This is a genomic window from Nostoc sp. DedQUE05 (assembly GCF_034530955.1).
GTDB lineage: Bacteria > Cyanobacteriota > Cyanobacteriia > Cyanobacteriales > Nostocaceae > Nostoc.
This window is the reverse complement of the sequence record NZ_JAVRCB010000003.1, coordinates 156,373-172,059: the sequence shown is the minus strand read 5'-3', so window position 1 is coordinate 172,059 and position 15,687 is coordinate 156,373. Positions and strand designations below refer to the sequence as shown.

Below are 15,687 nucleotides of genomic sequence, written 5' to 3'. Positions count from 1 at the left end.
CAGGAGTCCCATCATGGTCGCAACATTACCCATTGAACTCGATCCAGCAACAGCAATTTACGATCGCGAGTTGGCTGCCCGTCAGCCCTGGTCTAAAATCATCAAAAAAGGGCAAATTTTACGGATTATCGACTTACTAGGCAATCAAGCCGTTGATACATTATTTTACAACGCTAATGATTCTTCAGAGCGTTATAGCGCTCCCGATACTATTGTCCGTCAAGGCAACATTTTCATTACTACAGGCACTCAGTTGATTTCCAACGAAGGCAACGTGATGATGACTGTCATCCACGATCAGTGTGGCAAACACGATACCTTGGGTGGAGCTTGTAGTATGGAAAGCAACTCAGTGCGTTATGGATTGCACAAGAAGCATCTGCACGCTTGTGTCGAGAATTATTTACTGGAACTGAGCAAATACGAGATGAACAAACGCGATCTCGTTAGTAATGTGAATTTCTATATGAATGTTCCCGTTAGCGAAGACGGCACGTTAGAAATTGTCGATGGTATTTCAGAAGCCGGGAAGATCGTCGATCTGCGGGCAGAGATGGATGTGATGGTGTTGATTTCTAACTGTCCGCAAATCAACAACCCGTGCAATGCTTATAATCCCACACCAATCCGATTAATTGTTTGGGACGCAGTGTAGGCTATCGCGCATTTAATTTGTACAATTAGGGCGGGCAAGATGCCCACCCCATAAGAGATTCCTTTTTTTGAGGATGCAAATTAAAAGATTTTTAGCTTAGTAAGGTGCGTTAGCCTGCGGCGTAACACATCCTACAAAACTTAATTACGTTAGCGTAGCGCGAAAGAGTCCGCGAGCGTAATTACGAATTACGAATTACGAATTACGAATTATCTTAGCGCTGATGTTCAACAAAGTTTTGATTGCTAATCGGGGTGAAATTGCTTGCCGGATTATTCGCACCCTCGATCGCCTCGGTATTGCCTCGGTTGCAGTTTACTCCCAAGCCGATGCCCATGCTGCCCATGTTGCTGCGGCTGGGGAAGCTGTCTGTGTGGGAGAAGCTGCGGCGGCGCAAAGTTATCTTCGGACTGAGGCGATTTTGGCGGCAGCACAAGCAACCGGTGCTGAGGCGATTCATCCCGGCTATGGCTTTTTGAGCGAGAATGTGGCGTTTGCCGAAGCTTGTGCTGAAGCAGGGATTGTCTTTATTGGCCCCACACCCGATCAACTGCGGCGATTTGGACTCAAACATGAAGCAAGAGCGATCGCACAAGCTGCTGGAGTGCCACTTGTCCCCGGTAGTTTGTTGCTAGATAATTTGCAAGAGGTGAAACAGGCAGCAGCAGAAATTGGCTACCCTGTGATGATCAAAAGTACCGCAGGGGGTGGCGGTATTGGAATGCAGTTGTGCCGCAGTGAAGACACTTTGGCAGACTTATTTGAAAATGTCCAACGGTTAAGTCGGAATAATTTTAGCCAGAGTGGAGTATTTTTAGAAAAATACATCGAACGGGCGCGGCACATTGAAGTGCAAATTTTTGGTGATGGTGAAGGAAATGTCGTTGCCCTTGGTGAACGCGATTGTTCAACGCAACGGCGCAATCAAAAAGTCATTGAAGAAGCCCCTGCACCGAACATTAGTGATACTCTGCGGCAGCGCTTGTATGAGTCTGCCGTTAAACTCGGCCAGGGAATTCGCTATCAATCGGCTGGTACGGTTGAGTTTATCTACGATGTAGATACCCAACAGTTCTACTTTTTAGAGGTGAATACTCGCTTACAAGTGGAACATGGCGTAACAGAAGCGATTACAGGTGTGGATTTAGTAGAGTGGATGGTGCGTCAGGCAGCGGGCGAGTCGCTGGAGTTGACATCCTACCAGTACCAACCGCAAGGGCATTCAATTCAGGTGCGGGTGTATGCCGAAGATCCAAATAAAAATTTTCAGCCGAGTTCGGGTGAGTTAACTCAAGTGCAATTTGCTCCTGATATTCGCTGCGATACCTGGATTGCTACTGGCACAAAAGTGTCGCCGTTTTACGATCCATTGTTGGCGAAGATAATTGTGCATGGAGAAACAAGAGAAGATGCGATCGCTATTCTCCAAACTGCCCTCGCCCAATCTCGCATCGACGGCATTGAAACCAATTTGGAATATCTGCGCCAAATTATTGCCGATTCTACGTTTATTCAGGGCAATATCACCACAAAATTTACTAATACCTTTACCTATCGCCCTCACACAATTGATGTGCTAGTTGCAGGCACGATGACCACCATTCAAGATTATCCTGGACGAGTCGGCTACTGGAATGTCGGTGTACCGCCCTCTGGCCCAATGGATTCTTTAGCATTTCGGTTGGGCAACCGGATTTTAGGCAATCCTGAAGCGGCAGCTGGGTTAGAGTGTACTTTAACTGGCCCCTCTGTGCGCTTCAATTGCGACACGGTAATTTGCCTCACGGGAGCGCAGATGAAAGCTACCCTAGATAAACAGCCGATTTACTATTGGACGGCAGTTCCGGTAAAAGCAGGAAGTACGCTACGGTTGGGCAACATTCAGGGCGATGGTTTCCGTACATATATTAGCGTGCAAGGCGGGTTTGATGTACCCGATTATTTAGGCAGTAAAGCAACTTTTACTCTGGGTGGGTTTGGTGGACATGGCGGCAGAGCCTTACAGGTGGGCGATGTCCTGAAATTGCATCCCTCTACGTCCCAACCGCAGCCCATTTCCCCGGAATTGATTCCCACCTACTCCAATCATTGGGAAATTGGCGTTTTGTATGGGCCTCACGGTGCGCCAGATTTCTTCACCGATGCAGACATCGAGACTTTTTTCAATACTCATTGGGAAGTACATTACAACTCAGCACGAACAGGAATTCGGTTGATTGGGCCAAAACCAACCTGGGCGCGGCAAGATGGCGGTGAAGCGGGGCTACATCCTTCTAATATTCACGACAATGCTTATGCCGTTGGGACAATCGATTTCACCGGAGATATGCCAATCATCCTGGGTTTGGATGGGCCGAGTTTAGGCGGTTTTGTCTGCCCTGCCACGATCGCCGAAGCACAACTCTGGAAAATTGGGCAACTCAAACCAGGGAATACGATTCAATTCCGTCGCCTCACCTTTGAGCAAGCATTGCAACAAGAATTACAGTCGGATCGGCAAATCGAAATCTTACAAGCAGGGGAAGCAGTGACTCTGGAGGCTGACGGTTCCGAATATCAGGCAATTGTGGCAGAAATTCCCGCAACTGATGAGCAAATTGCTGTTACTTACCGTCAAGCGAGCGATAAATACTTGCTGATTGAATATGGAGATTTAGTACTGGATTTGAAGTTGCGTTTCCGGGTACATGAGTTAATGACTCATCTGCAAACGCACCCAATTGATGGGGTTTTGGAATTAACGCCGGGAATGCGATCGCTACAAATTCACTACGATAGCCGCATCATTTCGCAATCAAATTTAGTTACCGCATTACAAAACATCGAATCTCATCTACCGGATATTTCCGATCTAGAAGTGCCAACTCGTATTGTACATCTGCCGTTATCCTGGGATGATGAATCTACTCAACTAGCCATTCAAAAATATATGCAGTCGGTGCGAAAAGATGCACCGTGGTGTCCTAGCAATATTGAATTTATTCGGCGGATTAATGGACTGGGTAGCATTGCAGAAGTTAAAGAAATTCTTTTTAATGCCAGTTACTTAGTGATGGGTTTAGGCGATGTTTATCTCGGTGCGCCAGTGGCAGTCCCGCTCGATCCGCGTCATCGCCTCGTCACCACAAAATACAATCCAGCCCGTACCTGGACTCCTGAGAATGCAGTCGGCATCGGTGGTGCATATCTCTGCGTTTATGGCATGGAGGGGCCCGGTGGCTATCAGTTTGTTGGACGCACCGTGCAGATGTGGAATCGCTACAAACAAACCGCAGATTTTACAGATGGTAAACCGTGGCTATTGCGATTCTTCGATCAAATTCGGTTTTATCCAGTTTCTCACGAGGAGTTAATGCGCCACCGAGAGGATTTTATTGAAGGCAAGTTCAAACTAAAAGTTGAAGAAACCACGTTTAAATTTGGCGACTATCAACAGTTTTTGCAAGAAATTGCCCAAGAAACAACGAAATGCCAAACCCGCCAGCGAATTGCCTTTCGAGAAGAACGCGATCGCTGGACAGCTACAGCCGAAGATGAAAACACAATCGTCGCAGCCGATCTCCCACCAGCAGCAACAACAACTATTCCTGATGATTGCTACGCTCTCAGCGCCCCTACAACAGCAAATGTCTGGCAAGTGTTAATTAAAGCAGGCGATCGCATTACGGAAGACACCGGTGTAATTGTGCTGGAAGCAATGAAGCAGGAAATGACTCTGTTACCGGACGATCCAGGAACGGTAGTAGAAGTCCTCTGCGAACCTGGGCAACTCGTCACCGCCGGACAGATATTAGCAATTATCCGAGGAGAAGCACCATGACGAACTTAATCAGCCTGGATATTGAATCGCTGCTTACAGCTTATCGAACCGCTCAATTGCAACCAATTGATGTCATTGAGGAAATTTATCGCCGGATTGCTGCACGGGGAAACGATGCCGTTTGGATTCATCTATTACCACAAGCAGAAGCGATCGCTCAAGCTGAAGTTCTCGCTAGCAGAAATTTAGATGACTTGCCCCTCTACGGTATCCCCTTCGCTGTGAAAGATAACATTGATGTGGCAAAAATGCCCACGACTGCTGCCTGTCCAGCCTACAGCTACATTCCAGAAAAAACGGCAACGGTAGTCGATCGCTTACTGCAAGCCGGGGCAATTTTGATCGGCAAAACCAATCTCGATCAGTTTGCCACAGGGTTAGTTGGGGTGCGATCGCCTTATGGAGCCTGTAGCAGTGTTTTCCACGACGATTATATTTCCGGTGGCTCTAGTTCTGGTTCCGCCGTGGCAGTCGCGGCGGGGTTAGTAAGCTTTTCTCTAGGCACTGATACAGCTGGTTCTGGACGAGTTCCAGCAGCGTTTAACAACATTGTCGGACTCAAGCCTACCAGAGGTGTATTAAGTACTTCCGGCGTAGTGCCTGCCTGTCGTTCGCTCGATTGCGTTTCCATTTTCACATTGAATTGCCAAGATGCTGCGATCGTCTGGCAAGTTGCCGGTGGCTTTGATACCAGCGATAGTTATTCTCGTCAAATTCCACCACAAACCGCAGCAATTCCATCATCATTTTCCTTTGGAGTCCCCAAGCCAGATCAATTAAAGTTCTTCGGTGATGCAGCCGCAGCAGATTTGTATGAGCAAGGATTACAGAGGTTAAAAGCGATCGGCGGAAATCTTGTAGAAATTGATTTTCAGCCCTTTCAGCAAGCTGCTGATTTACTCTACTCCGGTGCTTGGGTAGCAGAACGGCTCGCCGCTATTCAATCATTTTTTGAAACTCAAGCTGATGCCATGCATCCCGTTGTCCGCCAAATAATTAGCAATGGTTTACGCTACACAGCAGTAGATACTTTCAAAGGTTTTTACGCTTTAGAAGCACTCAAGCAAGAAGCAGCACAGCAGTGGCAAAAAGTCAACATTCTAGCGTTACCTACCACCGGGACAATCTACACCAAAGCGGAAGTAGAAGCTGATGCGATCGCTCTCAACACTAACCTGGGCTACTACACCAACTTTGTCAACTTGATGGACTTGTGTGCGATCGCCCTTCCCTCTGGCTTTCGTGCCAACGGTTTGCCTACTGGCATCACTTTAATCGGGCAAAGTTTTCAAGATTTATCCCTGTGCCAATTGGGTATCCGCTATCACCATCAGATGGGCGTTACTTATGGCAAAACAACTTCTCTAAAGATTTCCCCATGACAATTACATCCACTAATCTGATTACTATTGCTGTTGTTGGCGCTCATCTCACTGGACAACCCTTAAACTATCAACTGCAAGAGCGCCATGCCACCCTACTAAAAACCTGCAAAACCGCCTCTACCTATCGCTTTTATGCCCTTGCCAATACCCAACCACCCAAACCTGGATTAATAAAAGTTCTTGATGGTTCTGGGGTAGGCATTGAAATAGAAGTTTGGCAACTGAGTGCAGAAGGCTTTGGTACTTTTGTCGCCGCCGTACCCCCACCCCTAGTGATTGGCACCTTAGACCTGGAAGACGGTTCCTCAGTCAAAGGATTTTTGTGTGAACCCTATGTGATTCCCGATGCACAAGATATTTCCCAGTATGGCGGGTGGCGCAATTATCTTGCTAGTTTGTCAGATTCCTGAAGCGATGACCAAGCCCCGTTGGGGCGGGGTTACAGGTTTGGGGTGTGGGGTGTAGGTTTAGAAATAGCCCGTTTTTTCCGGCGTTTTCTCCCCGTTGTTGGCGGTTGCTCTAAAGTCTTAGGTTCAAAAGATGCTAATTGTGAATTGGTATTAGGCTTTGAGTGGAATGGCACGCTTGTAAAGCTGAAAGCTCGTCTGGGCAGGGTGTTGGGGGTAGGGTGTTGGGTGTAGGGAAAAATCAAGAAAAGTGAACAGGGTGCAGGTTGTATTGGGTGTGGGGTGTAGGGAAATTAAGACAGACACTCCGGGTGGGGCTTTTACCTGCCTTGCGAAATAAGGATTTTTCGTGCGCGTGGGGCGAGGCTTTAAACCTGCACCCTACACCCTACACCCTACACCCTACACCCTACACCCTACACCCCACACCCTACACCCTAACCCCTGCCCTGACCATGTTTCAGCTTTACAAGCGTGCTATTCGGCTTTGAGTGTCAAATCGATTAATTCAACTTGGTACTATAGTTTTGAAAAATAAATTCTGATTAAAGGGGAATATGAATGGCGATCGCTATTCGACAAGCTCCTGACGACGAACTTGAGGCGCTGATTCCGATACTACTGTTGGCAGAACAATCGGAGCGTGCACTGCGATGGGGGCTTGCTAACCTCGTTGATGCTGTATATCGTATGGACGACAGCGAACACTTGGTTGGTGCAGCAACAATGAAATGGCGCAGCGATCCCTGCGAAATTATGGAACTGGCTATAGCCCGTGAGTTTCAAGGGCAGGGTTTAGGTAAGGAGTTCATTGCTTGGTTGGTTAAAGAGGCAAGGCAACGCGGCAAGAGGCAGATGCTCGTTGGCACATCTAATTCAAGTATTGCCAACATTGCTTTTTATCAAAAGTGTGGATTTCGGATGGATTGTGTGCGCCAGGACTACTTTTGGTATTTACCTCAGCCAAGCTACGAAAACAGCATTCAGATTCAGGACTTGCTCGTATTTCGTTTCGATTTAGTGCCATGCTCAACTACAAAAAAACAAACTCAAAGAGGAAAAGCAAATTAGGTAAGAAAGCTACGGTAGAATTAGTTTTTCGGGATAAAGAGGAAGAATGGCAGGAATGATGGTTACCACTTAAGTACTGCCTGCTCACCGAAAAATTTACAGATTAATTGAGATAGTAGCCTAGATATAGGTATGGCTACTTTAAGTTTGAGTGACTAGTGCTATGTATATTGAATCATTATCGATAGCAACCTTGGAGCAAGCAATTCAGTTAAGAGACGAGGTTTTTCCAGGCGTGAGTAATAGTAGTGATGGGCAATCGCTGGTGGCAAGTTTATATCTAGATGAATATGCTCAATGGTTTTCAAACAGCGGAATTACTCAACTCAATTACTGGGTTGCTATCGATGAGGAATCTTTCCAAGTAATTGGGTTGACTGGGTTATACTGCAAAAGCGAAGACGAACAAGAAGCTAACTGGTTAGGCTGGTTTTGTGTAGCATCACGATTTCGAGGAAAAGGAATTGGAAAAGAGCTATTAGACTTTACCATCGACTTAGCACAAGCAAAAGCAAAAAGGTACTTACGTTTGTATACTTGGGAACATCCCTCTTCTTACGTAGCTCGGATGCTTTATCTCAAACGCGGTTTTTACCAAATTGGTGAATCTCTAAACAACAGTGGATTTAAAACTATCTATCTTGAACTCCAACTCGATAGCATTATTCATAGTGGATGAGGAAATTCATCTGGTTACGATACTGCTCGGTTAAGCAAATAAACGCTTGTCGCCGCTTCTGAGATATCAAATGGGTTCTATACAATATCATCCAGAAAGCCGCACTCAGCGCAATCCCAATGCACCCGCGCTGACCAGTCGCGGTCAAACTCATATCCACATTGGGGACACTTGCCAGTAATGCAGCAACAGATGTAAATGCAGACCCCACAGTTAAGATGAAGACGGCTACGATTCTGGATATGTGTTTGAGCATGAAATTCTCTTAGGCGGTAAAGAAATTAACTCTTGTTAGACTCTTGTGTAGACACAACCATCCAACAACAATTCTTTTAGCACCTTGAGTCATAACTTATAAAGTGATGTAAAGCACAATGTAACAACTATTCATAGCCAGTAAAAAGATTGCTCTCAAGTTTTTTACCCTGCCCCCAATCAAGCGAACGCGAGTAGCGTCTCGTAGAGAGGAAAATAGAGCGATCGCTGTTTAGTCTAGTACATGAAAGATACCACTAAGCAATTTAACGCTCTTGATTTGGGATCAATCTCTGGCATTTTGCTTTAGATACTGGCGCACTCCAGCACTCATTGCTAGTAGGTTAGGTTGTATATTTTTTCCTAAAAAATCTTCAACTACATTAGCAATTGTACTTGTGAGGAAGAATGGTACTCCGTTGATTTGTTTTGGGTCAATTGCTAGTTCACCACGGCTTTCAATTATTGTCGTATTGCCGTCTGATAGAAAGCGATTCTTGCCAGAACACTTAACTGCTTTTGTGAAAGCGTGAGTTTCAATACGCCATTCAACTGTAAATAGAGCCTGATTCCACGTATTGTATTCTGTCCACGAGAGCATATCTTCACTGAGGATAACTCTGGCTGCTGCTGGAATTTCGCTACCACCATGCCACTCATTAACAGTATAAATATTACTGCCTACTTCACTACGTGATTTAACTTCGATGTCGCGCACGTTTGGCATATAGGGAACTAGTTCAACCAGTTTGTCACGATAGGTAGCATAAACCAGGGAACGGGGAAAAGGAATTTGAGTATTAGCACAGATGAGCATTAATTAATACCATATCCAAACATAGACATAACAAAGAATTGCCGAGAATTTAGCGATGGCGTAACCGCCCACCAGAGGCGATCGCAATATAACTATTTTTCACAGTAGCATTTCAAATCCAGTAAAAAGCTACTTTTTTTGTCGCATCGGGTCAGGTCACAAAGTGGCAGAATAAATCGGCGAAGTCTGCCGTGACATCGAAAAGCCTTGCTGTGTATAGCGGACATGATATCAAAATAAGGTGAGATTTAATAACTTAAGTCTTGAAATATGAAAAGATAGTCAGATAAGAAAAGCGCTGAGTCAGCAGCGCAGTTAGGAAATTGGTAGGTTTATACAATAAAGCTAGTATGCTGGCACTAACTGTATAGACTGATCGAAAAGTTTAGTTAACAGCCATCTCTTGTATCGCTGTTAATTGAACTTTATCACCCTTGTATTTGCGATCGCACAGACTGGAAACGGGACTATGCATGCTATCCATTCCGCCCAATCGGGCGCTTTGGCCTCAGTTCTGGAAACACTACTCAGAAAACTGCATGAAAACACTCAATTGGATCTATTAAGTCAGTGAAGGGTTTTAAACCCAAAATCTGGAATACTGTTGCTTGCCTTTGTAGCTAAGTGTCTACAGAGGTACAGGCTCCCTAGTAGTTCAGCTGAAAGTATATATTAAAAGGAAAAAGGCTTGATATGCAAAAGCAAATTTTGGGTTTAGCGATCGCATTACCAACGATATTATTCACTGCATTACCTACTTTGGCAAATCCTGTACAACTTGTTACACCTAAAGTTGGTAATTTACAACCAGTTCTGGTACAAGGGAAGTTTCAAACTCCTGTAATTGAGAATCAACTCAGGAACCCAGACGATGGCCAATCACCGGGCCCAACCGGTGGGAACTCGCCGATAAAAGGCCCAGGCCCCAGACCTCCTCGCAAAGATGTGTTGTTGCAACTGGGTACAGGTTTACAAAATACGATCGATTCTAGCTCCGTAAATCTGAACATAGCCAACCCCGTTCTTGGTCGCTAATATTCGGGTTAGTTTTGAGGTAATCCTTCAGCAATTTACAACTGCGAATCAGTAGATTGTCTAAATCTTGGGTTTGCAGTTCTGTGCTTTGAAGACGCCAAAGTTTAGCTGTACCATCAAAACTGGCAGAAGCCAAAAATTTCCCATCGGGGCTAAAATTGACGCTCAATACTGCATCAGTATGACCTGGAAGAGTTTTGAGTTCTCTGCCTTCACGGTTCCAAAGTTTAATGCTTCCATCACCGCTCGCTGAGGCTATTATCTTGCCATCAGGACTAAAGCTGACGCTGTAGATGGCATCAGTATGTCCTGTAAGAGTTTGTAGTAAAGTTCCATTGCTGACTTGCCAGAGTTTGATAGTTTTATCAGCACTAGCCGAGGCGAGTACTTGACCATCAGGACTAAAACTGATGGCGTTGACAGCGTTAGTATGTCCTGGGAGATTATACAGTAACTTGCTATCTTTAACTCTCCAAAGCAAAACTTTGTTATCTCTACCAGCTGAGGCCAGTACTTGACCATCAGGGCTGAAACGAACGCTCAAAACTTCAGCCGTGTGTCCTTGGAGAGTTTTAATTAAAGCTTTTTGCTGAATATTCCAAAGTTTAATGGTCATATCAGCACTGGCGCTGGCCAGAATTTGACTATTTGGGCTAAAGCTGAGACTATTGACTTCGCGTTGATGACCTTGGAGGGTTTTAATCATATAGCCGTCACGAGTCCGCCAAAGTTTAATGTAATGGTCAAGACTTGCTGAGGCTAATGTCTCGCCGTCAGGGCTGAAGGCTAAACCGTAGACTTCATCGCTGTGTCCATAAACTGAAGTACTATGACCTTCCAGGATTTGACGCAAAGTTCCGTCCTGAGTCCGCCAAAGGTCGATCGTAGTGTCTTGACCTGCGGTAGCTAGAGTTTGTCCATCGGGGCTAAAACTCACACTATAGAGTTGACCTTGAGATCCTGTCAGAGTTTTGAATAGAGGATTATCTCGCTGCCAAAGTCTAACAGTTTTATCAGCGCTAGCCGAGACTAAAGTTTGGTCATCTGGGCTAAAACTGGTGCTGTAGACTGCAATGCTATGTCCTAATAAAGTTTGGCGTAAAGAGCCGTCCTGAGAACTCCAAAGTTTGATTGTGCTATCAGCGCTGGTGGAAGCTAGGGTTTGACCATCATGGCTGAAGTTGACGCTGAGAACTCCTGCATTGTGCGCTGCAATAATTTTTAGCAGTGTGCCATCTCTGCGCCAGAGTCTCACGGTTTTATCAACACTAGCTGAAGCTATTTGACCATCGGAGCTAAAAGCGACACTGGAAACTCCGGCGCTATGTCCAAGTAGTGTTTTTTGCAACAATCCATCGCTAACACTCCAAAGTTTAACAGTCTTATCTGCACTAGCGATCGCCAAAATTTCACCATCAGGGCTAAAACTGACACTATTAACAAAATCCCTATATCCGCCAAAAGTTCTCAGTAAATGACCATCGCTAACTTGCCAAATTTTAGCAGTGCGATCGGCGCTACCAGTAGCGATCGTCTTACCGTTGGCAGACCAAGATAAGCTCTGAACTTCCGCAGTATGACCTTTTAGTGTTCTAATTAAACCACCGTCGCTAGTTCTCCACAGCTTGACGGTGCGATCGAAACTAGCAGTTGCGATCGTTTGACCATCTGGGCTGAAACTGACACTCCGTACTATATCAGTATGCCCTGTTAATGTTCGTAACTTTGTGCCATCCCGTCCCCAAATTATGGCCGTTTTGTCGTTGCTAGCCGATACAATTGTTTTGCCGTCAGGACTGAAACTCACGCTCGATACTTCAGCGCTATGCCCTTCCAAACGGTTGCGCTCTTGGGTTCCAGAAATTACTTGTTGTAAAACATTAAGAGTCTGAGTTTGCACCTCGGCTGGTGCGCCAAAAGTGTTTTTTAACTGTTTACCTGCTTTGACACTGGCAATCAGTGCTTCTAACTGCTGATGTGATAAAAGATTAGCTTGAGATGAGGCATTTAATGCTTCAATTTCTCGCAATTGAGCAGCCTGGGATTTCCAATAAGCTAAAGAGCCAAAACAGACAGCCGCTAATCCCAAAACGCTGAGTGCAACTACAGCCCTTTGGGCTTGCTTGAGTCTGGTTTTTTCTTGTAGTTGCTGTTGTTTTCTTTGTACTAAACAAGCTTCAATAAACCGTTGCACATCAGCAGAAAGTTCGTCGGTATATTTAATATAGATATCTTCTGCCTCTGCTAGCCGTACTCCTTGCAACAAAAAATCAGCTTGCTGACTACGTTGCAGCCACAATTGGGAAGCCTGTTCAATTTGCCTTTGTTTTCGCAAGCGATCGCGGTTTTCTTCTAACCACCAGCGTAAAGTTGACCAATGACGGATGAGGATTTCATGGGCGACTTCTACTGTGATGGGAGAAGGGGAGAAGGGGAGTAGGGGGGCAGGGGAGGCAGGGGAGGCAGGGGAGGCAGGGGAGGTAGGGGGAGAAATGTTTTCTGGTTCTCCTTGTCTACTTTGTCCTTTTGTTACTTCTTCTTCTAAATTCATCACCACTAACTTGGCAGCAGTTAAGGCGTTGAGGGTTTTTTCTACCAATGCGGCGGGATATTTTTTGACTATTAACTCTGATTTATGTACCCGCCTGCGTGTATCTTCTGTACCCTCACCTAGTTGTGTCAAAGATAAAAAAATCCATTTAGCACACTCTCGCATTTGGGGATCTAAACTTTCGTAAACAGCTTGAGACGATCGCTCTAATGCTCCTTGAATTCCGCCTAGTTGCTCTTGATAGGTTTGTAAAGTCAACTCACCAGCAATTCGATGTTGCCATAATTGCTCTAAAACAAATTCCAGTAACGGTAAATCTCCTGGTGAGTGATTTAACTCCCGCAACAATACTTCCACCAGTTCTGGTTCTACTTTTAACCCGACTTGTTGAGCCGGGTTGAGAATCACGCGCCGATAATCATCCAAACTTAGCTTCGGTGGAACTAACACGCTCAAATCCTGCAAAGCTTTAGCTAGTGCTGGTATTTCTAAACAGGAGGCAATAAAGTCTGCGCGTAAAGTAATAATTAATTTGAAGCGATCGCCAGCATATTGCACCGCTCCCAGCAATAATTCTAAAAATAGCTCTCTGTCTGGAGTCGGAGCTAGAGTAAAGATTTCCTCAAACTGATCTACCACTAGCACCACAACTCGATGGGGCTGGTTGCGTATCCAGTAAACAAATCCCTCTACCCCTTGGTGAAATATTCCCTCTAACAAAAGATGAGGGGATTGGGGACTGGGGACTGGGGATAAGGGGTAATGGGGACTGGGGATTGGGTAAGAGTAATTCTTTTGCTCTTTTACTCCCCCTCCCCCTGCCTCCCCTGCTCCTCTGCTCCCCTGCTCCTCTGCTCCCCCTGCCTCCCCTGCCCCTCTGCTCCCCTGCCCCCCTACTCCCCCAAGCCGCCGCGCTAAAGCTTCAAGAGGATTTGCCCCTGGACGAATGCTTCTAATCCACCATTGTTCGCTGCTGGGTATTTGTTTGCCCAATCGCAGTTGAGGAATTACACCAGCTTGCACAATTGAAGATTTGCCGCTTCCAGAAGCACCGATGACGGCTAGAAAAGAGCGATCGCGTAGTTGGTGAATTAACTGCTGAGTTAAAGCTTCTCTTCCGTAAAAATACTGACTATCTTCTTCCAAAAAAGCATTTAGTCCCATGTAAGGGCATACTCCCAAATCCAATCCTGTGGTTGTTTCTGGGATGTTCGTGTAAGTTTTTGCTTGGAGAATTTCTATAATGCCTTGCGTGCCTGATAGCCAGATGTAAAGAGTCACACCGCTACCTGCCAAGGATAATTGTAGTTGAGCGATCGCTCCGGCGGCTGAGAGTCCATCTGCTTGCGTTGTCGCCATCAAAGTATCGAGAAATTTTTGGGCGAAGCGTTCTGGTTCTTCAGCAGGTGAGGCGTAGGCTATTAAACATTGTCCTTGGTGGGAGTCAATTTGCAAATCTTCTACCCAACCTTGCAAGGATGTATTAGCTACAGGACAATCGAGGATAATAATTTGTTGAGCTGTACAGAGGCGTAGCTGTTGTTTCAACCAAGAACGCTTGATGCGGATATTTTCTGCCAGCAATAACCATTCGCCTGCCTCTGTTTCTTCAATTCGTCCGCGCAGATAAAGCAGAATCACTTCTGATGCTGGTTGTTGTAAATGACGAGCGATCGCTTCTTTTATGCGATCGGCAGATACTTTTGTTGCTGGCAAATACTCTAGTGCAAAATCTCCAGCAGTTCCGAGAAATTTGCTAATATCTAGTGTTGTTTTGCTGACTGATAATCCCTGTACTACTATTCCTATGCGGCGATGCACTCCAAGAGTTGCCTGGGTTAATCTTTTCCCTACAATTAGTTCCCCAACTCCCTCAACAATTCGTTTAGGAGTTTGCAAGGGATATTCTCGAAAAAGTTGAGTTTCTCCTTTAGCTTTTTTCTGCTGATTAATCAGCCGCAATTGTTGATTACTTTTATCTATATATTGGAGAGTCTGATGATATACGTATCGATACAAATTATCCACATAAATTAAGCCTTGGCTATCTGCTGCCTCACCTTGCAATCCTTTCATTAAATAATAAGTAAACACCCCATGTCCCAATTCGGGGAACTCCCAAGATTGCTGGTTAGCATCACAGGAAAGCAAAGCATAAAAACCTTTACTTTTAGCAGCACGCTGCTGTAATACTTCAACCATTTTTGGTGTAGCATTCAGCAATGATTCTATTGTTGTACCTCTAAACATCATCCCGCCGCTATGACAAGCATCTAGCCAAACAAGCTGATTTTGCGCTCCGCTATTACCCAACAATAGCAAAAGTTCTTGCAAAGCTAAAGCTGTGTTTTGGAGATGAGATTTTTCAGTATCTGCCAAACACAAAAATGCTTGCTGCGTGTTTGCTTCTACAATCCCATGTCCAGAAAAATAAAATAGAATAGTATCAATAGGTTGAGCCGCAGTAGTAATTTGCCGCAGACTAGCACGGATGTTTTCTAAAGATGGTGGTTGCGGTGCAAAATCATGGTGTATTGTTACCTCTGTTTGAGTAAATTGTGCAGAAGCATCTACTAATGCTTCTGCTAAACCCTGACAATCTACTGTTGAATAACTAAGGCTGGGTAGTCCGTCATCTTGATATTGATTGACTCCCACCAACATTAGCCATAGCTTAGGAGTTGTAGTTTGTTTGACTGAAGTTGAGCGACTAGCGATCCCAATTGGTGGCATTACAGTAGTCCTAAATGCGTTGTAAATAAGGTAGATACTGTTGTAACTTAAGAAAATCAAATTATTGATGATTATTCAGGAAGTTAAATAACCGCTTAACAACAGCAAAACATTTGCAAACTTGCTAAAACTTTCTCAAAAGTCTTTTATCTCTAATAGTCTGTAACTTGTACTTTAGGATAAAATTAGCATAAACTTACAACTCAGATAAGATTCATATACTAGAATTAATAAAAACTGAATCGCAGCCCCAAGTCGATAAATTTTCTATACAAAGAC

At 45.0% G+C, this 15,687-nt stretch carries 10 protein-coding genes; 7 read left to right on the top strand and 3 right to left on the bottom strand.

From position 1 onward, the window contains the following. The first annotated feature begins 13 nt into the window (after positions 1 to 13). The 6 genes from RMZ42_RS03690 to RMZ42_RS03665 all read left to right on the top strand — a co-directional run bounded on the left by RMZ42_RS03690 (position 14) and on the right by RMZ42_RS03665 (position 8,017). Positions 14 to 655: an urea amidolyase associated protein UAAP2 gene (locus RMZ42_RS03690; RefSeq protein ID WP_322670134.1), complete on the top strand. Its 642-nt coding sequence runs from the start codon at positions 14 to 16 to the stop codon at positions 653 to 655. A 223-nt stretch (positions 656 to 878) separates the two neighbouring features. After that, entirely contained in the window at positions 879 to 4,475 is a 3,597-nt protein-coding gene (gene uca / locus RMZ42_RS03685; RefSeq protein WP_322670133.1) for an urea carboxylase, read from the top strand. Further along, a complete protein-coding gene (gene atzF / locus RMZ42_RS03680) occupies positions 4,472 to 5,857 on the top strand; it encodes an allophanate hydrolase (RefSeq protein WP_322670132.1) in 1,386 nt (461 codons plus the stop codon). The genes uca and atzF overlap by 4 nt, the downstream gene beginning before the upstream one ends. Further along, positions 5,854 to 6,270 (top strand): hypothetical protein, encoded by a 417-nt coding sequence (locus RMZ42_RS03675; protein ID WP_322670131.1) that lies wholly within the window; start codon positions 5,854 to 5,856, stop codon positions 6,268 to 6,270. Before atzF ends, RMZ42_RS03675 begins: the two co-directional genes overlap by 4 nt. Before the next feature lie 558 nt (positions 6,271 to 6,828). Then, positions 6,829 to 7,338 carry a GNAT family N-acetyltransferase gene (locus RMZ42_RS03670; RefSeq protein WP_322670130.1) on the top strand — a complete coding sequence of 170 codons (510 nt, stop codon included), beginning with the start codon at positions 6,829 to 6,831 and terminating at the stop codon, positions 7,336 to 7,338. Positions 7,339 to 7,501: 163 nt separating this feature from the next. Continuing rightward, the gene (locus RMZ42_RS03665; protein WP_322670129.1) at positions 7,502 to 8,017 is read left to right on the top strand and encodes a GNAT family N-acetyltransferase; all 516 of its coding nucleotides are present in this window, start codon (positions 7,502 to 7,504) and stop codon (positions 8,015 to 8,017) included. On the opposite strand, the gene RMZ42_RS03660 is transcribed toward RMZ42_RS03665, so the two are convergent. Together RMZ42_RS03660 and RMZ42_RS03655 are read right to left on the bottom strand one after the other, a co-directional pair. Beyond that, the gene (locus RMZ42_RS03660) at positions 8,001 to 8,273 is read right to left on the bottom strand and encodes a hypothetical protein (RefSeq protein WP_322670128.1); all 273 of its coding nucleotides are present in this window, start codon (positions 8,271 to 8,273) and stop codon (positions 8,001 to 8,003) included. The two genes, RMZ42_RS03665 and RMZ42_RS03660, sit on opposite strands and share 17 nt — an antisense overlap. A 285-nt stretch (positions 8,274 to 8,558) precedes the next feature. Further along, positions 8,559 to 9,089 (bottom strand): hypothetical protein, encoded by a 531-nt coding sequence (locus tag RMZ42_RS03655; protein WP_322670127.1) that lies wholly within the window; start codon positions 9,087 to 9,089, stop codon positions 8,559 to 8,561. Positions 9,090 to 9,782: 693 nt separating this feature from the next. Here RMZ42_RS03655 and RMZ42_RS03650 point away from each other — a divergent pair. Further along, on the top strand, positions 9,783 to 10,124 hold the full coding sequence (locus RMZ42_RS03650) for a hypothetical protein (RefSeq protein ID WP_322670126.1): 342 nt from the start codon (positions 9,783 to 9,785) through the stop codon (positions 10,122 to 10,124). Here RMZ42_RS03650 and RMZ42_RS03645 read toward each other — a convergent pair. Beyond that, complete coding sequence (locus RMZ42_RS03645) at positions 10,078 to 15,408, bottom strand: caspase family protein (RefSeq protein WP_322670125.1); 5,331 nt, start codon at positions 15,406 to 15,408, stop codon at positions 10,078 to 10,080. The genes RMZ42_RS03650 and RMZ42_RS03645 overlap by 47 nt on opposite strands. Positions 15,409 to 15,687 lie beyond the last annotated feature (279 nt).